The organism is Xanthomonas cannabis, assembly GCF_040616535.1.
Lineage (GTDB): Bacteria > Pseudomonadota > Gammaproteobacteria > Xanthomonadales > Xanthomonadaceae > Xanthomonas > Xanthomonas cannabis.
The window spans coordinates 3,892,388-3,917,560 of the sequence record NZ_CP136580.1 but is presented as its reverse complement, the minus strand read 5'-3'; the positions used below and the strand labels follow the sequence as shown (position 1 = coordinate 3,917,560).

Annotated in this window: 18 protein-coding genes; 7 read left to right on the top strand and 11 right to left on the bottom strand. The window is 66.3% G+C overall.

Translation table 11 applies throughout. The annotated features are described in order from the left end of the window. The first annotated feature begins 67 nt into the window (after positions 1-67). Positions 68-628 carry a DUF924 family protein gene (locus RZV17_RS16480; RefSeq protein ID WP_355605047.1) on the top strand — a complete coding sequence of 187 codons (561 nt, stop codon included), beginning with the start codon at positions 68-70 and terminating at the stop codon, positions 626-628. Between the two features lie 149 nt (positions 629-777). On the opposite strand, the gene RZV17_RS16475 is transcribed toward RZV17_RS16480, so the two are convergent. Together RZV17_RS16475 and grxD are read right to left on the bottom strand one after the other, a co-directional pair. Beyond that, entirely contained in the window at positions 778-1,647 is an 870-nt protein-coding gene (locus RZV17_RS16475; protein WP_039565673.1) for a hypothetical protein, read from the bottom strand. A 174-nt stretch (positions 1,648-1,821) separates the two neighbouring features. After that, on the bottom strand, positions 1,822-2,748 hold the full coding sequence (gene grxD, locus RZV17_RS16470) for a Grx4 family monothiol glutaredoxin (protein WP_039406216.1): 927 nt from the start codon (positions 2,746-2,748) through the stop codon (positions 1,822-1,824). Positions 2,749-2,808: 60 nt separating this feature from the next. Between grxD and RZV17_RS16465 the strand changes: the two genes are divergently transcribed. After that, a complete protein-coding gene (locus tag RZV17_RS16465) occupies positions 2,809-3,585 on the top strand; it encodes a polysaccharide deacetylase family protein (protein ID WP_355605043.1) in 777 nt (258 codons plus the stop codon). A gap of 435 nt (positions 3,586-4,020) precedes the next feature. Further along, on the top strand, positions 4,021-6,204 hold the full coding sequence (locus tag RZV17_RS16460; protein WP_355605039.1) for a TonB-dependent siderophore receptor: 2,184 nt from the start codon (positions 4,021-4,023) through the stop codon (positions 6,202-6,204). A gap of 1,247 nt (positions 6,205-7,451) precedes the next feature. Here the strand turns inward: RZV17_RS16460 and RZV17_RS16455 are convergent. From RZV17_RS16455 to RZV17_RS16445, 3 genes are all read right to left on the bottom strand, one after another. After that, on the bottom strand, positions 7,452-8,123 hold the full coding sequence (locus tag RZV17_RS16455) for a class I SAM-dependent methyltransferase (protein ID WP_039406302.1): 672 nt from the start codon (positions 8,121-8,123) through the stop codon (positions 7,452-7,454). Between the two features lie 321 nt (positions 8,124-8,444). Next, positions 8,445-9,095 (bottom strand): SGNH/GDSL hydrolase family protein, encoded by a 651-nt coding sequence (locus tag RZV17_RS16450; RefSeq protein ID WP_355609445.1) that lies wholly within the window; start codon positions 9,093-9,095, stop codon positions 8,445-8,447. Then, a complete protein-coding gene (locus RZV17_RS16445) occupies positions 9,095-10,366 on the bottom strand; it encodes a pyridoxal phosphate-dependent aminotransferase (protein WP_355605036.1) in 1,272 nt (423 codons plus the stop codon). The genes RZV17_RS16450 and RZV17_RS16445 overlap by 1 nt, the downstream gene beginning before the upstream one ends. A gap of 149 nt (positions 10,367-10,515) precedes the next feature. On the opposite strand from RZV17_RS16445, the gene rsgA reads away from it, so the two are divergent. The 3 genes from rsgA to RZV17_RS16430 all read left to right on the top strand — a co-directional run bounded on the left by rsgA (position 10,516) and on the right by RZV17_RS16430 (position 13,697). Next, the gene (gene rsgA / locus RZV17_RS16440; RefSeq protein ID WP_355605033.1) at positions 10,516-11,607 is read left to right on the top strand and encodes a ribosome small subunit-dependent GTPase A; all 1,092 of its coding nucleotides are present in this window, start codon (positions 10,516-10,518) and stop codon (positions 11,605-11,607) included. A 2-nt stretch (positions 11,608-11,609) separates the two neighbouring features. Then, positions 11,610-12,872 carry a flavohemoglobin expression-modulating QEGLA motif protein gene (locus RZV17_RS16435; protein ID WP_355605030.1) on the top strand — a complete coding sequence of 421 codons (1,263 nt, stop codon included), beginning with the start codon at positions 11,610-11,612 and terminating at the stop codon, positions 12,870-12,872. Positions 12,873-13,016: 144 nt separating this feature from the next. Beyond that, entirely contained in the window at positions 13,017-13,697 is a 681-nt protein-coding gene (locus RZV17_RS16430; protein WP_355605027.1) for a type 1 glutamine amidotransferase domain-containing protein, read from the top strand. 165 nt (positions 13,698-13,862) lie between these two features. On the opposite strand, the gene RZV17_RS16425 is transcribed toward RZV17_RS16430, so the two are convergent. Together RZV17_RS16425 and RZV17_RS16420 are read right to left on the bottom strand one after the other, a co-directional pair. Further along, a complete protein-coding gene (locus tag RZV17_RS16425) occupies positions 13,863-15,782 on the bottom strand; it encodes an alpha-amylase family protein (RefSeq protein ID WP_355605024.1) in 1,920 nt (639 codons plus the stop codon). Between the two features lie 35 nt (positions 15,783-15,817). Further along, positions 15,818-18,271, bottom strand: coding sequence for a TonB-dependent receptor domain-containing protein (locus RZV17_RS16420; RefSeq protein WP_355605022.1), 2,454 nt, complete (start codon positions 18,269-18,271; stop codon positions 15,818-15,820). A gap of 266 nt (positions 18,272-18,537) precedes the next feature. On the opposite strand from RZV17_RS16420, the gene RZV17_RS16415 reads away from it, so the two are divergent. Continuing rightward, positions 18,538-19,863 (top strand): MFS transporter, encoded by a 1,326-nt coding sequence (locus RZV17_RS16415; protein WP_355605019.1) that lies wholly within the window; start codon positions 18,538-18,540, stop codon positions 19,861-19,863. A gap of 302 nt (positions 19,864-20,165) precedes the next feature. Here the strand turns inward: RZV17_RS16415 and RZV17_RS16410 are convergent, their stop codons facing one another. The 4 genes from RZV17_RS16410 to RZV17_RS16395 all read right to left on the bottom strand — a co-directional run bounded on the left by RZV17_RS16410 (position 20,166) and on the right by RZV17_RS16395 (position 25,023). Continuing rightward, on the bottom strand, positions 20,166-21,197 hold the full coding sequence (locus RZV17_RS16410; protein WP_355605016.1) for a LacI family DNA-binding transcriptional regulator: 1,032 nt from the start codon (positions 21,195-21,197) through the stop codon (positions 20,166-20,168). 228 nt (positions 21,198-21,425) lie between these two features. Then, on the bottom strand, positions 21,426-22,166 hold the full coding sequence (phbB, locus tag RZV17_RS16405; protein ID WP_039406241.1) for an acetoacetyl-CoA reductase: 741 nt from the start codon (positions 22,164-22,166) through the stop codon (positions 21,426-21,428). A gap of 120 nt (positions 22,167-22,286) precedes the next feature. Continuing rightward, positions 22,287-23,615 (bottom strand): CitMHS family transporter, encoded by a 1,329-nt coding sequence (locus tag RZV17_RS16400; protein ID WP_039564397.1) that lies wholly within the window; start codon positions 23,613-23,615, stop codon positions 22,287-22,289. Between the two features lie 214 nt (positions 23,616-23,829). Continuing rightward, positions 23,830-25,023 carry an OprO/OprP family phosphate-selective porin gene (locus tag RZV17_RS16395; protein WP_039406244.1) on the bottom strand — a complete coding sequence of 398 codons (1,194 nt, stop codon included), beginning with the start codon at positions 25,021-25,023 and terminating at the stop codon, positions 23,830-23,832. Positions 25,024-25,173: the final 150 nt, after the last annotated feature.

Below are 25,173 nucleotides of genomic sequence, written 5' to 3'. Positions count from 1 at the left end.
TGCGGTCGCGGCTGCCTCATCACATGCCAGAGCGCATGCTGTGCCGTATTCCTCCGGGGGGACGTCGATGATTGCCAAAACAGAACGCAACAAACAGGCCGATGTGGTGTTGGCTTTCTGGGAACTGGCCGGCTCGGCCCGCTGGTTCACGCACAACGATGCCTTCGACGCCAACTTTCGTCAGCATTTCAGCGAGCAGCACTTTGCCGCCGCACGGGGCGAGTACGCGCACTGGATGGCGCGCGCCGAGGATGCACTGGCCTTGCTGATTCTGCTGGACCAGTTCCCGCGCAATGCGTTCCGTGGCAGCGCGCATGCCTATGCCACCGACGGGTTGGCGTTGCAGTGCGCAAAGCAGGCGGTGGAGCGCGGCTTCGACCAGCAGGTCTCGGCGCAACTGCGGTTGTTTTTCTATCTTCCGTTCGAGCATGCCGAAGACCTGCAAAAGCAGGCACGCGCGGTGGAGCTGATCGGCGCACTGGACGATACGCAGACCACCCACTGGGCGCTCGAACATCAACGCATCATCCAGCGCTTTGGCCGGTTCCCGCACCGTAATACCGTGCTGGGGCGCGCGACCAGCGCAGAGGAACAGCAGTTTCTCGACGACGGCGGGTTTGCCGGCTGAAGGCCGCCATCCACGCGTTGCATGGCGGCGGGCAAGGGGTGTACACCGCGCCTGCATGCCAGCGTGATCGCCGAACAGCTGTGGGCACTGCAGCGGGGGCGGGCGCCACGCGCGGTGCCACCACCGGCACCGCGCATGCCGTCGATCGATCAGCAGCCGCCTGGCAGACCTTCCGACCGCCAGCTGGCACCTTCGCCGAGCAATAGATAGAAGCCGTAGCTTTCGTAGCCGCTTTCCGACAGCACCAGATCGAGCGTGCCGTTGCCGTCGATGTCGCCGAACTGCAGCAGATGGGTGCGCTGCGGCAGGTCTTCGCAATCGTCGCAGCCGCTGGCGGCGTGGCCGTGGCGGAACTGCCAACGGCTGCCGTCATGGTCGAAGATCGCAAGCACCACGAGCACGCCGGTCGGGTTCTCCGGATTGCCGGTCTTGGTCGGGTGGTTGGAGGTCAGCACGGCCACGCGCCGCTGCGGCTGCTGCGCATCGGTGATGATCTGCAGCGCGGCCAGATCCTGCGCGCGGTCGGCCTTGAACGCGGCCAGTGCCTGCGCCAATGCCGCCGGTTTGACGCGCTTGCGCAGCTGCGCGGTGTCACTCACCTGGCGAAACAACTCGCTCTGTTCGGTGGCGGTGGCTGCACGCGACGCAAAGCGCTTGCCCGGGTTGAGATCCACCGTTGATAGCAGCGGCGAATCGGACAGCGTGGTGCCGCCCTTGATGCGCAGCTTCGCGGTGCCGCCGCACATGCTGTTGTCATCCACCGTCAGCGACGCAAGCCGCACGGTGCCGGTGGATACGCCGGTATTGAAGACCTGCAGCGGCTGGCCCAGCAACGCCTTGGGCAGGGTCGATTCCTTTGCCACAGCCTTGCCGAGCCACACCGGAACGTATTCCAGCGGATCGTCGGACGGCTGGCTGTCGTAGGTCTGGACCAGCAGCACCGCGCGCGGCGGTTCGGCAGCGTGGGCAGCCAGCGGTAGCAGCGCGGCCAGGGCGAGCGGGAGCAGGCGGGTGTGCATTGCAGCGGTGTCCTTGTGCGGGTTGATCCATGAAAAAACGGACGCTCCAAGGAGCGCCCGTTTCGGTGTGCGGTGCCGCAGCCGTGCGGGCCGTGGTCACACGGGTCACGCAAGCGCGGCAGTCTGCACGTGCAGCGTGACGCGTGAGCGGCGGCCGCGACCGCTCGCGCCTGCTCAGTATTTCGCCACGCCGTTGTCCACCTCGTCCGACCACGCATCGATGCCGCCGGTGACGTTGTAGACGTTGGTGAAGCCCAGGCCGCGGAAATGCTCGGCGGCCTGCAGGCTGCGCCCGCCGCGGTGGCACAGGAATGCCAGCGGGGTGTCCTTGGGCAGCTGTTCGATGGCGGCGCGCTCGTGCGCATCCAGGGTGCGGAACGGTGCGGCCACCGTGGCCAGCGCACGCTCGTCGGCCGGGCGCACGTCCACCAGGGTCAGGCTGCCGGCCTTGAGACGGTCGTCGGCATCGCGCACCGACAGCTCCTGCACCGGCTTGGGCGCGTTGGGGTTGTCGATCGCCAGGCCGCGGCCGCGGATGTCGTCCACCCAGTCGATGGTGATGCCGTCTGCGCGGCGCGCGCTGGCCAGGTCGAACTGCACGCGCAGGCCGTTGGATTCGGCGGCGATGGCGTTCGGGTTGGTCGGCGCCAGCTGGAAGTTCGGCTGGAAGTTGGCATCGATGGACAGCGTCAGCGACGCGTCCGGCGCATCGGCCAGGGCACCCTTGAGCATCTCGACCGCGGCCGGGGTGATGGTGATCTTCGGCGGGCTGCGGTCGGGCGCCTGCAGGCCGAGCATGTTGCTCAGCTCGCCGCTGTCGGCCATCTGCACGATGATGTCGCTGCCGCCGATCAGCTCGCCGTCCACGTACAGCTGCGGGATGGTCGGCCAGTCGCCGTAGGCCTTGATGCCTTCGCGGATGTCTTGGTCGGCCAGCACGTTGACGTGGGCATAGTCGATGCCCAGCCCGTCCAGCACGCCGACCGCCTTGGCCGAAAAGCCGCACTGCGGCATGCCGGGCTGGCCTTTCATGAAGAGCACCACGCGGCTGGATTGCAGCAGCGTATCGATACGGGAACGCAGAGCGGGATCGAGGGACATGGCAGCACTTCGGTCAGATCGTGGAGACCGGGCATTCTACGCCGCGTGGCATCATGCGGCATGACCACGCCGGAAACGCTGTATCGCATCCCCTCCCGCCCGTACCGCTGGGTGGGCTTGTTCGCCCTGTCGCAGCTAGCGGTGGCGGTGCTGTGGTGGCATCTGGGCTGGGCCTGGGGCCTGCCGATGCTGCTGGTGTCGCATGCGCTGTTCGTGGTGCCGGTGTTCCTGCCGCGTGCGCGCCTGTATGCGCCGGTCCTGGCACGGCTGCCGGGCCGCGCGCCGCAGGTGTGGCTGACCATCGACGACGGCCCGTCCGACGACACCCCGGCCATGCTCGACCTGCTGGATGCCTACGGCGCCAAGGCCACCTTCTTCGTGGTCGGTGCGCGCGCCGAACGGCGGCCCGAGCTGGTGCGCGAGATCGTGCGACGCGGCCACGGCATCGGCAACCACAGCCATACCCATCCGCAGGCCTGGTTCTGGGCGCTGGGGCCGCGCCGCATGGCCCAGGAAATCGGGCTGGCGCAGCGCACCCTGGCCCGGATCACCGGCCAGGCGCCCCGGCTGTACCGCTCGGTGGTCGGCATGACCAACCCGTTCGTCGCCTCGCCGCTGCGCGCGCATGGCCTGACCCGCGTGGCCTGGAGCGCGCGCGGTTTCGATGGCGTGCGCTGCGAACCGGACACCACCGTGGCGCGCATCGTGCGCGACCTGCGGCCCGGCGCCATCGTGTTGCTGCACGAAGGCGCCGCGCACGGCCACAACCTCACCATCCTGCGCGGCGTGCTGGAGGCGATGCGGGTGCGCGGGCTGGTGGGGCAACGTCCGGATTGAACGCTGCCTCGGCGCGTGGCGTGGCGGGTGCAGTGCTAATGCGGAGCGTTGTCTGTGTTGATCGCCGGTGGCCAATACGGCACTGGCGCAGCGCCGTGCGCACTTCGCCGCCGGTATGGCAGCGCGCCAGGGACGCTGCGTACGAGCGCGGTGTCGGGCGCTCTTGCGTCAGCATGAAGCGACATCGCGCGGCAAGGTAAGGGATCGCGCGCGGCCGGCAATCGGTTGCCAATGCGGTGGCAACCCAGCGTGCAAAACCAGACGGCGTTTTCTCGCCATCTGCAGCTCCCCGGCGCCGGCGTCTATTGACAGCGATGGGGCGTGGATCGACCATGCGCGCCCAGCCAGCCAACGGGCCGCACCTCGCACGGTGTGACCGCGCCAGCCTCAGCGGCCGTCTTCGACGGCAGTGTTTCGATCATGAGGCTGACACCAATGTTCTCTCGTCCCGTGTCTGCGCGCGCTGGTGCGCGTGCCGATCTGCGCCTGTCGCGCGTGCCCCCCCGACGCGCCGTGCTTGCGCTGGCCTGTGCCTGCCCGGCGCTGGCAAGCGCGCAATCGCATCCCGGCGATCCGGTCGATCTGGATCGGCTGCAGATCCAGGCGCACCGCAGTGCCACCACCGAGGGCAGCGATTCCTACACCGCCGATATCGCACGCAGTTCGGCCAAGCTGTCGCTGTCGTTACGCGACACGCCGCAGTCGGTCGTGGTGGTGACCCGCCAGCAGATCGTCGACCGTAACCTGCAATCGCTGCAGGACGTCACCGACACCGTGGCCGGCTTCAACTCGCCGACCTGGGATACCGAGCGGACCTACATCACCGCACGCGGCTTCGAGGTGGATTACTACCGCATCGACGGCATTCCCACCGATTACAGCGGCGATGTGCAGCAGAACATGGCCATCTACGACCGCGTCGAGATCGTGCGTGGTGCCAACGGGCTGACCTCCGGTGCCGGTAGCCCGGCGGCATCGATCGACCTGCTGCGCAAGCATGCCGACAGCGACGTGTTGACCGGCCGCGTGGATCTGTCGGCCGGCCGCTGGGACCGCTATCGCGGCACGCTCGATCTGCAATCGCCGCTCGACGCCGCCGGTACGGTGCGCGGCCGCGTGGTGGCCAGCTATGAAGACAAGCAGTCCTTCCGCGATTACTACGGCAAGCAATCGTCGTTGTTCTACGGCATCGTCGATGCGGATCTCAGCGAGGCCACCCGCGGCTACATCGGCATCAACAAGCAGCGCAACGATGGGCGCGGCACCACCTGGGGCGGCGTCCCGGCATATTTCAGCGACGGCAGCCGCACCGATTTCGCGCGCTCGGACGCGTTCACGCCACGCTGGGCGCGGGGCGTGGCCGATACCACCAACGCCTTCGCCGGGCTCACCCATCGTTTCGACAATGGCGCCCAGCTGCAGGTGGAGTACGCGCACCAGCGCTTCGAAACCGACTGGAAATCGGTGTTGTTCGGCTACCTGGATTATCCGGACGCACAGACCGGCCTGGGACTTGCCAGCACCTTTGGCGGGCGCTATCCCGCGCTCAGCGCGCAAAACAGTCTGGATGCCTACCTCACCCTGCCGTTGACGCTGTGGGGCCGCGAACACGAAATCGTGGCCGGCGCCACCTGGCTGAATCGCAATGTGCGCAACTGGTCCAACCTGCCGCTGCAACCGTTGATCGCACAAAGCGTCTTCGCCTGGACCGGCACCATCGCGCAACCGCAGTGGACGCCGCTGAGCAAGGGCGAAGACCGCGATGTGCGCCAGGTGGCCGCCTATGCCGCCGGACGATTCCAGCTGACCGACACGCTGAAGGCCATCGTGGGTGCACGCGTCACCGACTGGAAAAGCACCGACCAGCTGGTGCCGGAAAATTCGTACGAGCGCCGGGGCCGCACCACGCCGTACGCCGGCCTGATCTTCGATGTGGACGACCGCCATGCGCTCTACGCCAGCTACACCGGCATCTTCAAACCGCAGAACAACCGCGACCGCGGCGGGCGCTATCTCGATCCGCTGGAAGGCGATAGCTACGAGGTGGGTGCCAAGGGCGAATATTTCGGAGGCCAGCTCAATGCCGCGTTGGCGCTGTTCCGCATCGAGCAGGACAATCTGGCCGTCAACGACCCCGGGCAGCTGGTGCCAGGCACCACCAATCAGGCCTATCTCGCTGCCAGAGGCACTGTCAGCCAGGGCGTGGAGTTCCAGCTGGATGGCCAGCTGTCGGAGCAGTGGCGTCTTGCATTCGGCTTCGCGCAGTTCGATGCCAACGACGCCAGCGGCGCGGACGTGAACCCTGCCAGCCCGCGCCGTGAGGCCACGCTGTTCACCAGCTGGCAGACCGGGCCGTGGCGGCTGGGTGGGGGGCTGAGCTGGCAGTCGGCCATCCACGAGCTGATGGCCGCGCCGCAGGGCAACACGCAACGGCTGACGCAAGGCAGCGTGGTGCTGGCCAATGCCATGGCGCGCTACGACTTCAACCAGGCCTGGTCGGCACAACTCAACGTGCGCAACCTGTTCGACCGCCGCTACTACGCCAACATCGTCTACCAGAGCCAGCTGATCTACGGCGACCCGCGCGATGTGGAGCTCACGGTGTCCTGGAAGTTCTGACCTTGCTCCGGGCGACACGCGTTGCGGCGTGGATGCCGCCATCGAGCCTTATGGACGAGTTAACCGCGTGTCCCGCGACGATGAGGGAGCCGCGCCCTGGATCAGACTTGAAGACAGCCAAGTGATCGAAAGACGCGCAGTGCAGGCGTCGTTACCTGATTGCTCACTACTGGAAGATCAGGCGCAGAGCGGATGGTCTGCGCCGTTGCTGCAGGGCCCTTGCCCGCCCACCATCGCGGGACACGCTGCAAGTACGTCCTTGTAAGCTCCGTGGCGGCATCCATGCCGCCAAGGGTCCCGCGACGGTGGGCGGGCAAGGACCAGTCGAGATGGTCGGTGTGCATGGATCTCAACCAGCGACTAGCAAGCTGGTGCCGCGGTGTCTTTGCTCTTCAACAAAACCACCAGTCAACTGTCTGGCTGGTGTCCTCGCCGATTGCGGGACCGTGTGGCGGCATGGATGCCGCCACCGAGCCTCCACGGACGGATTCACGGCGTGTCCCGCGAGCGGTGAGGGCACCGCGCCCTCGGCCAGACTCGAAGACAGCCAAGCGCTCGCGATAGGCACGATGCAGGCGTCGCTATCTGATTGCTCGCTACGGACAGGTCAGGCGCAGAGCGGATCATCTACGCCTTTACTGCAGGGCCCTTGCCCGCCCACCATCGCAGGACACGCTGCGAGTACATCCATGTAGCTCCGTGGCGGCATCCATGCCGCCAAGGGTCCCGCGACGGTGGGCGGGCAAGGACCCGTGAGGTTGGTCGATGTGCAGGGTTTTCAAAAAGCACACCAGCGACGCGGCATTTCGTTTTCAGCAAAAACTACCAGCCAACTGTCTGACGCGGTGATTTCGTCCTTCAATAACGTCATCAGCAGGCTGCCTGGTGCGATGTCCTTATCACTTGCGGGGCCGCTTACGGCATATGCCGCAAACCAATTGCCATGGATGGATTCATGCGTGTCCCGCGAGCGGTGAGGGCACCGCGCCCTCGACAACCCAGCCGCATCTGCTCGAGTGGATCGGCAATGGCGATCTCAAGCCAAGCGCCTCATCTCACACCGCATGCCGCCCGGGATCGTCCAGATAACGCCAGGAGCGGCTGTTACAACGACTACGCGACTGCCAGGCATGCCGCGTCATGCACACGCGTACATCTCGGTCTCTGCGTGCCGTCCACATCCGTCCGGCGACCGCGCGTTATGTCTGTCAGCCGTTCTGAATCGAGCAAGCCTCGTTGTGCACGGCTCAGCGCGGCTCGGCCACGATCAACCAGTTGTTGAACGGCGTATTGCCGTACAGCGGTGCAAACGTGGCGCGCAGGCCGGCCGCGTCCAGCTGCGCCTGCAGGCTGTCGCGGGTGGGGTAGCTACGCGGCATGCGCTGCATCCAGCCGCTCAGGTGCGCCAGCACGTCGGTGACGCGGCTGGTGCGGCCGCGGCTGCTGGCATCGCCCAACGCGCTGCGGATCACCAGTTTGGCGCCGGGCGTGAGCATCTGCGCCACGCTGCGGAGCAGGCCGGCCTGCATGTCCGCTTGCAGATACTGCAGCACGTCCAGGATGGTGACGCTGCCCTGATGCTGCGGCCAGGCCAGGCTCAGGTCGACCACCTCGAACCTGGTATTGCCCAGCGCCGAGCGCTGCGCGATATGTTGCGCGCGGCGGATCTTGGATGCATCCACATCCACTCCGTAATACGCCAGCGCCTGCCCGTCGGCGCGCAAGGCATGCGCCAGCAGGCCCAGCCCGCAGCCCAGATCCAGCACCGGCGCGGTGGTGGTGCGCAGCTGCGCCAGTACGCCCGGGTAGAGCGGATCGGTGCGCAACTTGGCGTGCGTGTAGTAGTAGTCGTAGCGGTTGCCCAGCGGGTGCTTGGGCAAAAACGCGCGTGCGATCGCCAGCGCTTGTGCGCGGCTCATCGGCTGGGTGGCGGTGCTGTGCAATGTCGTTCCTTGGCAATCAGGCGTGCTGCGCGGGTAGCTTAGGGCCTGCCGGCGTGATTGCGGTAGGCCCGATTGGCGTTTTCCCAGTGCCTGGTCACGCGCAGCCCTGCCCGGCGTCGATAGCGCGCTTGTTGCGCCCTTGCGGCGCGGCGCGCCGTTGGTGATGTGCGGCAGCGCCGACCAGCTGGGCGGTCGCGAGACGGCGGCAACTGCTGCCCGTGCCTCAGGCCGATGACCACGCAGCGCCAGACCAGTACGCGCGCCTGCATTGCCCAAGCGCAAGGGCAGGCCATTGGCTCAGGCAATCGTGTCGACAGATCCCAATGCGCCCAGCGCATCGCGCGCCGCAGGCAGCGCCACGGCGGCCCAGCGCGCATACATCGCAGCCGAAGGATGCAGGCCGTCGTCGACCAGCATCGCGATCGCATCGCCGCCGTCGCGGCTGGTGGCGGTGATATCGATGAAGCGGGCGGCGCGCTCGCCGCAGCGCTCGGCCGCCACACCGTTGAAGGCATCGATCTGCGCGGCGATCAGCCCGGCATCGCGGCCTTGCGCGCGCGCAAAGGGCGTCAGCCCCCAGTCGGGAATCGACAGCACCAGCACGCGTGCCGCGTGGCCGCCGGCCAACGCAATGGCCTGCTGCAATAATGCGTCGAACTGGCTGCGGTAGTCGTCCAGCGCCAGCCCGCGGTATTGATTGTTGACGCCGATCAACAGGCTCACAAGGTCGTACGGGCCCTGCGGCGCCGCAGCGTCGATGCCGGCCTGCAGTTCGTCGGTGGTCCAGCCGGTGGTGGCGATGATCTGCGGCGCCTGCACCGACCAGCCGTGCGCGCGCAGGCCCTCGACCAGCTGCACCGGCCAGCACTGCGCGGGGTCGACGCCTTCGCCAATCGTGTACGAATCGCCCAGCGCCAGATAGCGCTGCGGCGTGCCGGACGCGGCCATCACGCCACGCTGCGCGACTTGAGCGGCACCACCTTGGTCACCGCCTCAGCGCGGCGTGCCAGGGCGCGGTCGATGCGTGCGAACACATCACGCATCACGCTGGCCTCGGGCATCAGGGTCACGCGGAAATGGTGACGGTACGGCACGTTGAAGCTGGAGCCGGGCACCACCAGCACGCCTTCCTCGTTCATCAGATCGAGTGCGAACTCGTGATCGTCGAAGTTGCGTGCCGCCGTGCCCACTACCGCCGGGAATGCGTACAGCGCCCCGGCCGGTACCACCAGCTGCAGGTGCTCGCTAGCCGCACAGGCCTCGATCACCGCGCGGCGGGTTTCGTACAGGCGGCCACCCGGCGCGCACAGCGCCGAAATGGTATCCGGCCCGTTCACCGCCGCATCGATGGCGTACTGCCCCGGTACGTTGGCACACAGGCGCAGAGCGCCGAGCAGGTCCATCGCGTTGCGCAGGTCGTTGATGCGCGCCTGCTCGCCGGACAGCAGCGCCCAGCCCACCCGCCAGCCGCAGGCGCGGTGCACCTTGCTCAAGCCGCTGAAGGTGATGCACGGGTGCGCGCCGGCCAGCGGCGCCACCGGCACGAAGGCCGCGCCGTCGTAGAGCACCTGGTCGTAGATCTCATCGACCATCAGCAGCAGATTGTGCTTGGTGGCGATGGCCACGATGCGCTCCAGCAGCTCGCGCGAATAACTGGCGCCGCTGGGGTTGTTCGGGTTGATCAGCACGATGGCGCGGGTGCGCGAGGACACCAGCGTCTCGATCTCCACCGGATCCGGCTGGAAGCCGTTCTCCGGCGCGCAGCGGTAATACACCGGGCGACCGTCGTTGAGGATGGTGGCCGCCGACCACAGCGGATAGTCGGGCGAGGGCACCAGCACCTCGTCGCCGGGATTGAGCAGCGCCCGCAGCGACAGGTCGATCAACTCGCTGACGCCGTTGCCGACAAAAATACGGTCCGGGTGCGCATCCGGGTGCTGGCGGCGCGAGTACGCGGTGGCGATGGCCTCGCGCGCCTCCGGCAGGCCTTGCTGATGGGTGTAGGGATCGGTGCGGCCCATGTCGTCGGCGATCGCGCGCTGCAGATGCTCCGGCGCGCGGAACCCGAACGCTCCGGGGTTACCGATATTGAGCTTGATCAGCTTGCGGCCCTGCGCCTCCAACTCCCGCGCTCGTCGCGCCAGCTCGCCCCGGATTTCGTAGCGGACTTCGGACAGACGCTCGCGGATGGCGAGCGGCTTTTGCGGGGCAGTGGACATACGACGGGCCGGTTGTAGGCGTGAGGCTTGGCATGGTAGCGGAAATGCGCCAGGCGGACATGCTTGCATCGGCAACGATGTCAAGGGGGCTTCAGGCCCGCGCGAACCGATTGCACAGGCCGCAGTGGCCAGCCAGCTAGAATCGCCCCATGAGCGACACATTTCCCGATTACCCCACCCTCCAATCCATCGGCTGGCCCTGGCCTGGCCCCCCGGAAGACTCCGCCTGGCAGGCGGTCTTTGCCGCGCATCCGCAGGCGTTGCCGGCGCGGGTGGTGGAGCAGCATCGCACCGGCTATGTGGTGGCCGATGCGCCGGAGGCCAGCCTGAAGGCGGAGTCGTTGCCGGAATGGCAGCGGCCGCGCTTTCCCAGCCATGAGCGGGCGGCGGTGGGCGATTGGGTGCTGATGGAGGGCAAGCGCATCGTGGCGCTGCTGCCGCGGCGTACCTCGATCAAGCGCGGTGCGGCCGGCGAGCATTATCACCAGCAGGTGATCGCGGCCAATATCGATACGGTGTTCATCGTGTGCGGGCTGGATGCGGACTTCAATCCGCGCCGCATCGAACGCTATCTGCTGCTGGTCGGCGGTGGCGGTGCGGAACCGGTGGTGGTGCTGACCAAGGCCGACCAGACCGAATACGCCGAGGATGCATTGGCGGTGCTGGAGGAGCTGGAGGCGCAGAACATTCCGTTGCGCGCGGTCAACGCGAAGGACCCGGACAGCGTGGCCGCACTGCGGCCGTGGCTGGGCGATGGGCGCACGGCGGTGCTGGTGGGCTCGTCCGGTGCTGGCAAATCGACGCTGACCAATACGCTGCTCGGCACGCAGAAGATGAAGACCAATGCGGTGCGCGAAAACGATTCGCGTGGCCGGCATACCACCACGCATCGTGCGCTGATCCCGCTGCCCACCGGTGCATGTCTGATCGATACGCCGGGCATGCGCGAGCTCAAGCCCACCGGTGAAGAGGATCTGGCCGAAGGCGGCTTTTCCGATGTGGAGGCGCTGGCGGCGCAGTGCCGCTTCAATGACTGCGCACACATCGCCGAGCCCGGTTGCGCGGTGCGTGCGGCGATCGAGGCCGATACACTGGATCCGGAGCGGGTGGCCAACTACATGAAGCTGCGCGTGGAAGTGGCCGCCGCCGCCGAAAAGCTTGCCACCCGGGTTGCGCAGAACACGCGCGGCAAGGGATCGGGCAAGCGACCGGCCAGCGTCGATCGCCCCGGGCGGCGCTGAGCATGCCCTCGCGCAATGGCCCGCCGGACATCGTCCATCACGCGGCGCTGGACGCGCGTTTGGTCAAGGCGGTGCGCGGCGTGCGCCTGCTGGCGTTGGCCAGCTGGCCGCGCTCGCTGCAGGAACCGTTTCTGCACAGCGTGGCGCGTGGCCAGCCGGAATTGCCCCAGGTGGAGTACCCCTCGCTCGATTTCGGCGACACCCGACGCGAACTGTCCGCCATCGCCAAAGCCGCCGACCCGCATCATCCCATCGGTGCGTATCTGATCGATTCGGCCCATAGCTGGGACCTGGCGGCCGGCCTCCTGGAGTCGCTGGGTACCGCCGCGGTCAGCGATTACTCGGCGCAGCTGTTCGGCGTGCCCGACGACCCGATGCCGGGCAACGGCCCGACCACGCGTGAGGCGGCGCGCCATTTCATCCAGATCGCACAGGAACTGGACCGCGAGCTGCTGGCGCCGGAAGAGCAGGTGCCGGTCTCGGCCACCGCCTTGCGCATGCAGCTGCAGAACGACCTGGATGCATTCTTCGACGGACGCGTCATCACCGTCACGCTCGACCCGGATCTGCTGGCCAAGGCGGCCGCCGGTGCGCACCGCATCCGCTTGCGTACCGGCGCCACCTTCAGCGATTACGACCGCGCGCAGTTGTTCCATCACGAAGCGCTGGTGCATTCGCTCACCGCGCTCAATGGCCGCGCGCAGGTGCACCTGCCGAGCCTGGGCATTTCCTCGCCGCGCACTACCGCCACACAGGAAGGTCTGGCGACGTTTGCCGAGCAGATCACCGGCAGCATCGATATCGAACGCATGAAACGCATCAGCCTGCGCATCGAGGCGATTGCGATGGCGCGTGCGGGTGCCGATTTCATCGAGGTGTTTGGTTATTTCACCAATGGTGGCCAGAGCGCGGCGGAGAGTTTTTCATCCGCCCAGCGCGTGTTCCGTGGCGTGCCCACCGGCGGCGGCGGTGCATTCACCAAGGACACCGTCTACCTGCGCGGCCTGGTGGCCGTGCACACCTTTTTCCGGCATGCCTTGCAGCGCGACCAGCTGCAGCTATGCCGTTACCTGTTCGCCGGCAAGATGGCGCTCGGCGATGTGGCGCGGTTTGCGCCGTTGTTCGACAGCGGCGTGCTGGTGGCCCCACGCTGGCTGCCGCCGTGGGTGAGCCGGGCCAGCGGGCTGGCCGGCATGCTGGCATTCTCGTTGTTTGCCAATCGCATCCGCATGGACCAGCTGCAGCCGCCGGCGATCAATGTGTGAGGCGCCGCGCCGCAGTGACAAGAACGCTGCGATGACATAGGTGAACATTGCATCGCACACCCACGCGCTCTACACGAGGCTGCAACGAGCTGGACTGCACACTGCCTGCCTCGCCCGAGACGGGCAACGACGCGAGGCAATGCGATGAAAATCCTGATGGTGCTCACTTCCCACGACCAGCTCGGCGATACCGGCAAGAAGACCGGCTTCTGGCTGGAAGAATTCGCCGCGCCGTATTACGTGTTCAAGGACGCGGGTGCAGACATCACCCTGGTCTCGCCCAAGGGCGGCCAGCCGCCGCTGGACCCCAAGAGCGACGAGCCAGACGCCCAAACCGACGCCACCAAGCGTTTCAAGCAGGACCCGGGTGCGCAGAAGGCGTTGGCAAGCACGCACCGCCTGGCCGACGTCAAGGCCGACGACTTCGATGTGCTGTTCTACCCGGGCGGACACGGCCCGCTGTGGGACCTGGCCGAAGATGCGCATTCCATCGCACTGATCGAGGCATTCGCCAAGGCCGACAAGCCGCATGGGCTGGTTTGCCATGCACCGGGTGCGCTGCGCCGCGTCAAGGGCAGCGATGGCAAGCCGCTGGTCAACGGCCGCCGCGTCACCGGCTTCACCAATGGCGAAGAAGAAGGCGTGGGCCTGACCAAGATCGTGCCGTTCCTGGTGGAAGACGTGCTGACCGAACTTGGTGGCAAGTACGAAAAGGGCGCGGACTGGGGCGTGCACGTGGTCACCGACGGCACCTTGGTCACGGGGCAGAACCCGGCTTCGTCAGAGAAGACCGCAGAGACCTTGCTTACGCTGGCCAAGCGCTGATCTTGCGAAAGCCCCTCTCCGTCGGAGCGAAAAGGCACAGCTTGCGCGCCACAGGCGCGCGTGCCTTGGAGCGCCTGCGCCGCGAGCGCAGGCCGGGGCGCGGAGCGGAGGAAGGTACGGTTCGCTTGTAACGCGGCAAGCCGCTACGCACCACCGCCCGCTCGCTCAGGCCCCACGCTGCAACCAACGCACTCCATACGCCGGGAGCAAAAGCGACACGTTATCGCTCTGCGTTGCAACGTCCACATCGCCGCCGGTCTCCAGCAGCGTCCAGCCGCCACCGTCGATCGCCGCAAGCTCAACCGCAATCGGCTGCTCGCCGAAATTATGCACGGCCACAAAGCTGTCGCCACGCGTCAACGCAAACAGTTGCGGATTGCCCAGCGCAACGCTGCCAAGCGTCTGATCGGCAGCCAATGCGGGAAGTGCGGCACGCTGCTGGATCAACCCACGCAGACGGCGATAGACCGCACCACTCAAGCTATCTGCATCGTGGCGTTGTGCGGCGGCCTGCCAATCCATCGCCGGCCGATGCAGCCAGCGGCCTTCGTGCTGGCGCTCGGCATCCGTGCGGTAACCGATGTCGTTGACCAGTGCCAATTCGTCGCCCATGTAGATCAGCGGCACGCCCGGCATCGCAAGCGCAACCGCGTACAGCAGTACCAGCCGGTTCACCGCAATCGTCAACGCCGCCGCATCGTCTGCATCGTGCGCCGCCTGGATGCCAGCCAACGCAGCGGCCATGCCGTTGGTGCCGTGCACGCCATCCCCGCTGCTTTGAAAGCTTTCGCCGCGTGCGTAGCTGCCCGGTACTTGATTGGCATAAAAGCGCGCGACATCGCGCAGCGAAAACGGCGGCTGCGTCGCGTTGCCGGCCGCTTCGTGCTGCAGCACGTTCCAGCCGATGTCGTCGTGGCAGCGCACATAGCTCAGCCATGCACAATTGGCCGGCAATGGCGGGCTGTGCGCGATGACGTTGTGCAGGATGTCGCCGCGTTGCAATGCCAGTGCCGACCACCCGGCTGCCATCAGCGTGCTGTGGTAAGCCAGATGACATTCGTGGCCCTGGTCCGTGCCGCTGCCGAAGTACGGCGGCAGTTGCGTCATCGGCACGATCGCCTCGGCCTTCATTGCGACCGCCGGCGCCACGATGTCGGTCACCGCGCGCAACGCCACCAGCAAGGTGTGCGCCTCGGGCTGGTTCATGCAGTCGGTGCCGGTGCGCTTCCACAGGTACGCAGTGGAATCCAGGCGGAACGCTTCCACGCCCAGATTGGCCAGCTGCAGCATGGCCAGCGCCATGTCGCCGAACACGGCCGGGTTGCTCCAGTTCAAATCCCATTGGTAGGGGTAGAACGTGGTCCACATCCATTGCGCGGTGTCGTCCACCCAGGTGAAGTTGCCCGGCGCGGTATGCGGGAACACTTGCCCCAGCGTGCGTTCGTACTGGTCGGGCAGGGAGCGGTCGGCGAAGTGATGGTAGTAGTCGAGATAGCGTGCATCGCCCGCGCGTGCGGCCTGGGCCCAGGCGTGATCGTCGGCGGTGTGGTTGAGCACGAAGTCGGCGCACAGGCTGATGTCGGCTTCGCGCAGGCGGGTGGTGAGTGCGACCAGGTCATCGTTGTTGCCCAGGCGCGGTTCCACCTGGCCGTAATCGCTGACCGCAAAGCCGCCGTCGTTGTCGCCGGCGCGTGCACGCAGGAACGGCAGCAGGTGCAGGTAACGCACGCCCAGTTCCTGCAGGTACGGCACGCGTTCTGCCACGCCCTGCAGCGTGCCGGCGAAGCGGTCCGCGTAGGCGCTGTAGCCCAACATGTGCTGTTCGCCGAACCAGCCCGGCTGGCGTGTGGCATCGAGCTGTTGCAATGCTGCCGGCCGCTGTTGCGCGCTGTTGCCGAGCGCGCCCAGCCAGGACGTCAACCAGGTCGAGAAATCGCCGCGTTCGCCGTACAGCGTCTGCAGTGCATCCAGCAGGCGGGGTGCATGCGCATCGAAGCGCGCCAACAGTGTGTCGGCACGCGATGCATCCAACGGCGCAGCGAACGCTGCGCGCGCGGTGGTCAAACGGATGGGGGAGGTGCTCATCGGCAGACGCCGGGCCTGGGCCCGGCGTGGGGTCCTTAAAAGTCGTAACGCAGGCTGATGCTGGTGGTGCGGCCGGCAATCGAGCGCGCGCGGATGATGCCGTTGGCCGGAATGCTGGCCTCCTCGGCTTCGGTCAGGCCGAAGGTGTTGAACAGGTTGTTGACGTTGAGTGCGACGGTGAGCGCATCGGTCACGCGGTAGTCGCCGAACAGGTTCACCTGCGTATAGCCGGGCATCTTCAACTGGTTGGAATCCTGGGTGTAGGCATCGGTGGTGCCGATCAGGTTCACGCCGAACTGGTAGCCGTCGCCGCGGTAGCTGGGCGTCAACTGCCACACCACATCGGCCTGCCGGCGCGGCACATTGCCGGTGTTTTCCGGGGTGATCTGGTCGCGGGAGATTTCTGCATCGGTCCAGGTCAGGCCGCCGTTGACGGTGAAGCCTTCGTAGCGGTAGCTGGCTTCCAGCTCCACGCCGTGCGCTTCGTAGCTGCGGTTGAAGAAGCGCTGGCTGGTGACTTCGAAGTTCTGTTCCTGGGTACGCGCGGAGAACGCAGTGGCGAACAGGCTCAATCCATCGCGCCGCCACTTCAGGCCTGCTTCGGCCTGGCGCACCACGTTGACGCCTTCATCGGACGACACCGAGCCGTCGTCGCGCACCACGCCGAACAACAACCGGTCTGCGTTGGCGCGTGCGCCGCGGCTGATGCGCGCGAAGGCGCCCAAATCGTCGGTGATCAGGTAGTTGCCACCCAGCGAGTACGACAGGTAATTCCAGTCATAGTCCACCGGGCGGGAGTTGGCGGTGTCGACCGTGGCCACGCGCTGCTCTACCGGCTGGATCACGCCGTCGCCGTTGACGTCCAGGTTCTGCGCGATGGCGGTGCCGTTGTAGCTGCCGCGCGCGTCGCCCATGTCGTAGCGCAGGCTGCCGTCGACACTGAACTTGCCGCTGTCGAAGGTAAGCGCCACATACGGTGCGTTGACGTCGTAACGCACGTCGTAGCTGCGGGTGATGCAGCAGTCGCCCCAGAACGGGGTGCCGTAGGCGTACATGCCGTTCTGCGAGCGCGACACGCCGGTAGCGTCGACTACGTTGAGCAGGCGCGAATCGCGGCCCAGGCTCTGCACGTACGAGTTCCAGGTCCAGTCCATGTCGATGGTCTGGCGCGAGCTGTAATAGCCCATGCGCAGGTTGAGCGTGCGGCCGTCGCCGCCGAACTCGCGCGAGACGCTCAGATCGTTGGTGACATTGCCCAGGTCATTGATGGCGACATTGAACAGATGCGTGCGGATGGCGTTGCCGGTATAGGCCTGGCCGGCATCGGCACCGCCGGCTTGTACCAACTGCGCACCGGCGCCGCCGATGGACGCTGCCAGCGTGGCCGCATCGGTGACTTCGGCCGGGAACGGGCTGACGAAGCGGCCGCTGTTGTCGGCGATACGGAATTTCTCGCTCAGGTTCCAGCCGTTGCCCAGGTCGAACCAGGCTTCGGCACCGATGGTGCGCGAGATCGGGTGCATGCCGTCGCCCAGGTCGGTGCGGCGCGGCCGGTTGTTGCCGTCCAGGCCGACATCGCTGCGGAAATTGCGGCTGTACAAGGTGTCGTTGCCGGGGTCGAAGCCGGGGAAGCCGCCCAGGTCCGGCGAGCCGTCGCGGCCACGCACGGAGGTGGGCACCGGCAGATAGCCGGCGGCGCGGTCGTTGAGGTATTTGCCGTACAGGCGCACATAGCCGTTGTCGAACAGGCGGGTGAGGTTGGCCTTGATCTGGCCGCCCTTGTCGGTGGTGTAGCCGGCATCGCGCACGCCGTCGCCCTGGCGGAAGAAGCCGCCGATGTTGAACTGCCATTGCTCGGCAAACGGCGCGCCGTAATTGAAGTCGATGCGGGTGTTGTCGTAGTCCAGGCCGCGGCTGACGCCGACGCTGCCGCCTTCGGTATCACCGGTCTTGCTGATGAAGTTGATGATGCCGCCGGGCGCGTTGCTGGTGAACGTGGACGCCGAGCCGCCGCGGATCGCCTCGATGCGGTCCAGGGTGAAATCCGAGCGCAGGAAGATGTCGGCATTGCCGAAGGCGATATCGCCGAACTCCATCACGGGCAGGCCGTCTTCCTGCAATTGCAGGAACTTGGCGCCACCAGAGGCCACCGGCAGGCCGCGCACGGCGATGTTGGCATTGCCTTCGCCACCGCTGGACTCGGAGCGGATGCCGGGGATGTTGCGGAAGATTTCGGCGGTGCTGCGCGGCGCCGATTGTTCGATGGCCTCGGCACCGACGGTGCTGACCGAGACGCTGGATTTCAGCTTGGTGGTGGCGGTGGAGGTGCCGGTCACGAACACCGAATCCAGATTGACTGCGGCGCTGTCGGCGGCCGGCGGAGTGGCGGGTGCGGCAGCGGCGTCCTGGGCCAGCGCGGCGGGCGCGCACAGGCAGGAAACGACCGCGCAGGCCAGGGCATGCAGGCGCAGGGTGTGCAAGGTGGACATCGCGATTCTCTCTCTCACAGGTGGTGGTGTGCCGACGCCTGCATCGTCCCCTCCCAGGGAATGGCCGTGCGGCCTGCAGTGCGAGCGCAGTAATACGCGTCAATACAATCGATTGCAATCGTGCATTGCAGCATTCGGATGGCTACCTGGCCACCCATAAGGCAAGGCACCAACGTGCTGCGGCGCAGCGTTACAATCGATTGCAAAGGCGGCAGGGTAAAGTGCGCTGCGGCCGCTGGGAGCCGCACCGATGCCCAGGGCCCTGCATGTCGTCGACCGTTCCTCCGCTTTCCTTTGCGCGCATCCTGGCGCTCAACGCCGGCTTCTTCGGCGTGCAATACAGCTTCGGGTTGCAGCAGAGCAACATGAGCCCGATCTACAACTACCTGGGCGCCGACCACGCCAGCCTGCCGTACCTGTGGCTGGCCGGGCCGATCACCGGGCTGGTGCTGCAGCCGTTCGTGGGGGCATGGAGCGACCGCTCGGTCACCCGCTGGGGCCGGCGCATGCCGTACATGGTCCTGGGCGCGCTGGTGTGCAGCCTGTGCCTGCTGGCGATGCCGTTCAGTACCGCGCTGTGGATGGCGGTGTGCCTGCTGTGGATCCTGGATGCGGCCAACAACGTGGCGATGGAGCCGTACCGTGCACTGGTCAGCGACGTGCTGGCGCCACCGCAGCGGCCGCTGGGTTATCTGACCCAAAGCGCGTTCACCGGTCTGGCGCAAACCCTGGCCTACCTGACGCCGCCGCTGCTGGTGTGGATGGGCATGAACCAGGATGCCGCCAACGCACACCATATTCCGTACGTCACTATCGCTGCGTTCGTGATCGGTGCGGGATTTTCGGCCGCCTCCATCCTGCTCACCGCTCGCAGCGTGCGCGAGCCGGCGATTGCGCCGGCAGAGATCGCGCGCATGCGCCAGCGCGGCGCCGGTCTGGGCGCGGTGATACGCGAGATCGGCGGTGCGTTGCGCGACATGCCGCCGACCATGCGCCAGCTGGCCCCGGTGATGCTGTTCCAGTGGTACGCGATCTTCTGCTACTGGCAATACATCGTGCTGTCGTTGTCGACCACGTTGTTCGGCACCACCGACGCCACCTCGCACGGGTTCCGCGAGGCGGGGCTGGTCAACGGGCAGATCGGCGGCTTCTACAATTTCATCGCGTTTCTGGCTGCATTTGCGATGGTGCCGGTGGTACGCCGCTTCGGCCCGAAGTACACGCATGCCGCGTGCCTGCTGGCGGCGGGCGCCGGCATGTGGATGTTGCCGGGCATCGAAAACCGCTGGCTGTTGCTGCTGCCGATGATCGGCATTGGTCTTGCCTGGGCCAGCATGATGGGCAACCCGTACCTGATGCTGGCCGACAGCATTCCGCCCGAGCGTACCGGCGTGTACATGGGCTTGTTCAACCTGTTCATCGTGCTGCCGATGCTGATCCAGATCGTCACCTTGCCGCTGTATTACGAGCGCCTGCTGCACGGCGACCCGCGCAACGTGATCAAGCTTGCCGGCGCACTGATGCTGGCCGCCGCGGTAGCGATGCTGTGCGTGCGCGTCCGCAAGCCGAAAGTGATCCTGACAGATTCTTAGGACTACCTAGCTGACATCGCCGGCTGCCTGCCCCCCTCATCCGCCCTTCGGGCACCTTCTCCCGCAGGCGGGAGAAGGAAGCGGGCTGCCGGCTGGTATCTCCGAATCCGCAATCCGAATCCGCAATTTCGAATCCCTAATTTCGAATCCCTAATTTCGAATCCCTAATTTCGAATCCCTAATCCCTAATTCCGAATCCCAAATCCCAAATCCCAAATCCCAAATCCCAAATCCCAAATCCCAAATCCCAAATCCCAAATCCCAAATCCCAAATCCCTAATCCCTAATCCCTAATCCCCGCTTCACGCCGACTCGCGCACCACCAGCTTCACCGGCATTTCAACCGATTGCACGGCTTCGCCGGCAATCAGCGCCAGCAGCCGGTCCACCAGCAATCGTGCGGCCAGGGCCAGGTCCTGCCGCACCGTGGTCAACGGTGGCTGGCTGTAGGCCGCCAGCGGGATGTCGTCGAAGCCCACCAGCGAAATGTCCTGCGGCACGCGGTGGCCGGCTTCGACCAGGGCGCGGATGGCGCCCACGGCAATCACGTCGGAGGCGGCAAACAGGCCGTCCGGCGGGTCGGTCTTCTTGAGCATGGCGCGGGTCAGCCGGTAGGCGTCTTCGCTCACGAAATGGCTGCGCGCATGCAGGCGGGTGTCGAATTCCAGCCCGTGCTGCTCCAGCGCGTGGCGGTAGCCGGCAAAGCGCGGTGCCACTTCCGGCAGCTGGTCGTCGCCGAGAAAGGCGATGCGCTGGCGGCCGCTGGCGATCAGATGTTCGGTGGCCAATGCGCCGCCCTGGAAATTGTCGCTGCCTACGCTGATGTAGGCCTGCCCGTCGATGCGGCTGCCCCAGACCGCCATCGGCAGGCCGTCGCGTGCGGCCTCGTCCAGTGCGGCATGCTCGGAGCTTTGCCCCAGCACGATCACGCCATCGGAGCGGTTGCCGCGCGCCAGCTGCTCCACCCAGCCGTCCTGGTGCCGGTCCAGCTTGGACAGCAGCATGCTGTAACCACGGCCGGTGAGTTCTTCGGCCAGCAGCGCCAGCATGGTCATCAGGAACGGGTCAGACAGCGGCTGATCCAGCGCATGCATCATCGGCACCGCCACGCTCACCGTGTTGGAGCGTTTGGCGCGCAGGCTGCGCGCGACCGGGTCGACCTGATAGCCGGCATCGGCGGCAATCTGCTTGATGTAGGCGCGGGTGCGCTCGGCCACCACCGGGCTGCCGGCCAATGCACGCGACACGGTGGACTCGGAGACGCCGGCCATGCGGGCGATGTCGGCCATCTGCGGGCGGGCATTGTGCGTGGTGCGTTCTGAAGGTTTGGCCATGGCAGCGCACTGCGGAAAAGCCAGAGTGTAATCAGTTCGCACTAGAGGCGGGTTGTTCGCGTAGTGGCGGCCGCTTGTGCGCGGATGCGCTACGTCATCGCGCACCCATGTCCTAGCGTTTGCACTCGATCAGTCGCCGCGCGCGGCAGGCGGACACGACGGCTGCGTCGCCGTGGCCTGTGCCCGAGGTACCGAAGAGATGCCGGCAGTGGCATGCGGCGGCGGCCATCAGCCCATGTAGAGGCCGCCATTGACCGCGTAGTCGGCGCCGGTCACGTAGGCAGCCTCGTCGGAGGCCAGCCACGCGCATAGCCCCGCCACTTCGGCCGGCTTGCCCAACCGGCGCACCGGCACCGAGGTGGCCAGGCGGTCGAGTACGTCAGGCGGAAAGCTGCTGATGGATGCGCTGGCGATGTAGCCGGGCGAGATGGTGTTGACGGTCACCCCGCGCGAGGCGACTTCTTGCGCCAGGGCGCGGCTGAAACCATGCATCGCCGCCTTGGCGGTGGCGAAATTGATCTGTCCGATCTGGCCCTTGTGCGCGCTGACCGAACCGATGTTGACGATGCGCCCCCAGCCGCGCGACGTCATGCCATCGACCACCTGCTTGGTGATGTTGAACAACGAATGCAGGTTGCTGGCGATCACCGCGTTCCAGTCGTCGCGGGTCATCTGTCGGAACAAGGTGTCGCGGCTGCCGCCGGCGTTGTTGACCAGCACATCGATCTCGCCGACTTCGGCCTTGACCTTGGCGAAGGCAGCCACGGTGGACTCCCAGTCGGCGGCATTGCCTTCGGAGGCCACGAAGTCGAAACCCTGTTCGCGCTGCTCGCGCAACCAGGCCGACTTGCGCGGCGAATTGGGCCCGCAACCGGCAACCACGGTGTGCCCGCTGCGCGCCAGCTTCTGGCAGATAGCGGTGCCCACACTGCCCATGCCGCTGGTGACGTATGCGATGCGGAGAGTCATTGAGTAACTCCTTCGGAGTTGGGATTCGGGATTGGGGATAACGGGATTCGTAACAGCGGGCAGTGATTCGCTCTGGCTTTTGCGAATCCCCAATCCCGAATGCCGAATCCCGGCGCGCGGCTAGCGCGCCAACGGAAACAGGCCAAACGCCAGCCCGCCCGCCAGCATCAGCAGGGAAATCAGCACCGCCCACTTCAGCGTGAAGCGTTGGTGGTCGGCAAAGTCGACCTTGGCCAGGCCGACCAGCAGATAGGTCGATGGCACCAGGGGGCTGAGCAGATGCACCGGCTGGCCGGCGAGCGAGGCGCGGGCCATTTCCACCGGGGTGATGCCGTAGTGGCCGGCCGCTTCGGACAGGATCGGCAGCACGCCGAAATAGAACGCGTCGTTGGACATGAAGAACGTAAACGGCATGCTGACGATCGCGGTGATCACTGCCAGGTACGGGCCCCAGCTATCGGGGATCACCGCCAGGAAACTGCGCGACATCGCCTCCACCATGCCGGTGTTGGACAGGATGCCGGTGAAGATGCCCGCGGCGAAAATCAGCGACACCACCGACAGCACGTTGCCGGCATGGTTGACCAGGCGGCGGCGCTGTTCGGCCAGGTTCGGGTAGTTGATCATCAGCGCCAGCGCAAAGCCGATCATGAACAACACCGGCATCGGCAGCACGCCCACCACCAGCGCGCCCATCAGCGCCAGGGTCAGGATCAGGTTCACCCACAGCAGCTTGGGCCGCTTCATGTCTTCGGTATCTTCCACGCGCGGCAATGCGTCGTTGTCTTCGGGGATGCTCGTGTCCAGCCAGTTGCCGTCGGCCGGCAGCCGCACCACGCCCAGGCGGCGGCGCTCGCGCATGCCCAGGTACCACGCCAGCGTCAGGATGCCGGCAATCGCCAGCAGCATGGCCGGTACCAGCGGCACGAACACATCGGCCGGGTCCACATGCAAGGCAGTGGCGGCGCGCGCGGTGGGGCCGCCCCATGGGGTCAGGTTCATCACGCCGCTGGCCAGGATGGTCACGCAGGTGAGGTTGAGCGCGTTCATGCCCAGGCGCTGATACAGCGGCAACATCGCCGAGACGGTGATCATGTAAGTGGTGGAGCCATCGCCATCGAGCGAGATCAGCATCGCCAGGATCGCCGTACCCATCACGATCTTCAGCGGGTCGCCCTTGACCAGGCGCAGGATGCGGCCGACCAGCGGGTCGAACAACCCGGCATCGATCATCACCCCGAAGTAGAGGATGGCAAACATCAGCATCACGCCGGTGGGCGCGATCTTCTTGATGCCTTCGAGCATCATGTCGTTGATGCCGGTGCCGAAGCCGCCCAGCAACGCGAACACGATCGGCACCGTGATCAGAGCCACCAGCGGCGACAGCCGCTTGCTCATGATCAGGTACATGAAGGTGATCACCATTCCGAAACCGAGCGCGGTCAGCATGCGGGCAAATCCTTTGAGGCGTACAGCAGGGGGAGGGCGGAGCGCAGCGCTGCACAGGACGCGCAGTGCTGGTGATGCGGTGGTGTGGGAATGGCCGGTGTTACAAGCACACGCGCATTGCGACGATGCAGCGTCTTGCGCGGACCGCGCTGCGCACGCGTAGCGATGGCACGCAAGGCGCTCACTTCACTGCAAGGTGCGGGCGGGCACCGCATCAGAAGTCGTACTGGAAGCGGCCGGTGACCGCCAGCGTGTGATCGACCACCGCATTCATGGTGCGGTCGCGGTTGCGGCTGTCGATGACATTGAGCATCACGCGCAGGTTGGGCTTGAAGTACCAGTTGCCGCCGAGCGTCCACGACTGCGTGCTGGCATCGATGAAGTTGGGCTGCCCATCCAGGTGCTGGTCGCCGCGCATGTAGTCGTAACGCAGCGCCAGCTCGAATGCGCCGCTGGGGCGGTTGGGCGTGGCGATGCGGCTGAAGCGGCCGGTCTTGCGGTCGTAGCCGCGCGATTCGCCGGTGACGAACCAGCTGACCAGCCCGTAGCTCGCCAACACCTTGGCATGCTGGCTGCCATCGTCGAGCAGGCCGCCGCTGAATTCGCTCTGCCACGACCACGGGCCCATGACTTCGGCATATTCCAGCGACCATTTGTCGAAGTCGGTATCGCGGCCGTCGGCAAAACGCGCCAGGGTGATGCGGCTGTTGTTGGCCAGATCGTTTTCAGGGCGCGGCCGGATCAGCAGCGGCGCTGCGCCGGCGCTGCCCGGGTGCGAATAACGCTCGTGCGCCAGCGAGATGCCCAGGTGGCGCAGGCGCGCTTCGCCCATCTCCGGCGCAAAGGTCAGCCGGGTGCCGAGCGCACCGCCCTTGGTGGCGGAATTATCGATGCTCTCCAGGCTGTACAACGCCGTGGACCAGGTGGCATCCGGGCGGTTGGCCTGCCAGGAAATCGCCTTGCGGTAGATCGGCGCCAGCGTGGTGGAGGCATAGCCGCGCTCCAGGAACGGGCCGTAATTGGAGCCGGTGCGGTCATCGAGCGAGAAGTACTGCTTGAACTGGCCCACGGTCAGCGTACCGGCAGAAAACTTCTTGGCGATATAGACATCGCGCGCCAGGATGCCGCGGCTGCCCGGCTCGTACTGCAGGCCGGCAAATTCCGCCTCGGCCTTGTAGTTGAAGCCATAGAACTTGCCCGCCACGTCCAGCCACGCGCGGCGGAACTGGGTGTCGTTGCGCTCGGGCGTGCCGCGATCATCGTTGTCGAACACCGTGAAGTCCCAGTGGATACGCCCGCCCACTTCCGCAGTGACCGGGCCTTCGCCATCGGCCGCATGTACTGCCGGTGCCAGGCAGAGCGCCGCACAGGCGGTGAACGCACGCAGGCGCAAGGTGTCGTTGCTCACAGACCCTCCCAGGTACATGTGTGAATCACGTTCAGCGATGCACCGCACAACCGCCGCGGCGCGTTGGCAGCAGCCTAGTCCGGTGAAGCTGTCATGGACCTGTCGTTGCTGGGCGGGGATTGGGGAGTCGGGATTGGGGATTCGTAAGAG

Coding starts and splice junctions, on each gene's coding strand:
- RZV17_RS16480 (WP_355605047.1), top strand. CDS start 68: ATGATTGCCAAAACAGAACGCAACAAACAGGCCGATGTGGTGTTGGCT.
- RZV17_RS16475 (WP_039565673.1), bottom strand. CDS start 1,647: ATGCACACCCGCCTGCTCCCGCTCGCCCTGGCCGCGCTGCTACCGCTG.
- grxD (WP_039406216.1), bottom strand. CDS start 2,748: ATGTCCCTCGATCCCGCTCTGCGTTCCCGTATCGATACGCTGCTGCAA.
- RZV17_RS16465 (WP_355605043.1), top strand. CDS start 2,809: ATGACCACGCCGGAAACGCTGTATCGCATCCCCTCCCGCCCGTACCGC.
- RZV17_RS16460 (WP_355605039.1), top strand. CDS start 4,021: ATGTTCTCTCGTCCCGTGTCTGCGCGCGCTGGTGCGCGTGCCGATCTG.
- RZV17_RS16455 (WP_039406302.1), bottom strand. CDS start 8,123: ATGAGCCGCGCACAAGCGCTGGCGATCGCACGCGCGTTTTTGCCCAAG.
- RZV17_RS16450 (WP_355609445.1), bottom strand. CDS start 9,095: ATGGCCGCGTCCGGCACGCCGCAGCGCTATCTGGCGCTGGGCGATTCG.
- RZV17_RS16445 (WP_355605036.1), bottom strand. CDS start 10,366: ATGTCCACTGCCCCGCAAAAGCCGCTCGCCATCCGCGAGCGTCTGTCC.
- rsgA (WP_355605033.1), top strand. CDS start 10,516: ATGAGCGACACATTTCCCGATTACCCCACCCTCCAATCCATCGGCTGG.
- RZV17_RS16435 (WP_355605030.1), top strand. CDS start 11,610: ATGCCCTCGCGCAATGGCCCGCCGGACATCGTCCATCACGCGGCGCTG.
- RZV17_RS16430 (WP_355605027.1), top strand. CDS start 13,017: ATGAAAATCCTGATGGTGCTCACTTCCCACGACCAGCTCGGCGATACC.
- RZV17_RS16425 (WP_355605024.1), bottom strand. CDS start 15,782: ATGAGCACCTCCCCCATCCGTTTGACCACCGCGCGCGCAGCGTTCGCT.
- RZV17_RS16420 (WP_355605022.1), bottom strand. CDS start 18,271: ATGTCCACCTTGCACACCCTGCGCCTGCATGCCCTGGCCTGCGCGGTC.
- RZV17_RS16415 (WP_355605019.1), top strand. CDS start 18,538: ATGTCGTCGACCGTTCCTCCGCTTTCCTTTGCGCGCATCCTGGCGCTC.
- RZV17_RS16410 (WP_355605016.1), bottom strand. CDS start 21,197: ATGGCCAAACCTTCAGAACGCACCACGCACAATGCCCGCCCGCAGATG.
- phbB (WP_039406241.1), bottom strand. CDS start 22,166: ATGACTCTCCGCATCGCATACGTCACCAGCGGCATGGGCAGTGTGGGC.
- RZV17_RS16400 (WP_039564397.1), bottom strand. CDS start 23,615: ATGCTGACCGCGCTCGGTTTCGGAATGGTGATCACCTTCATGTACCTG.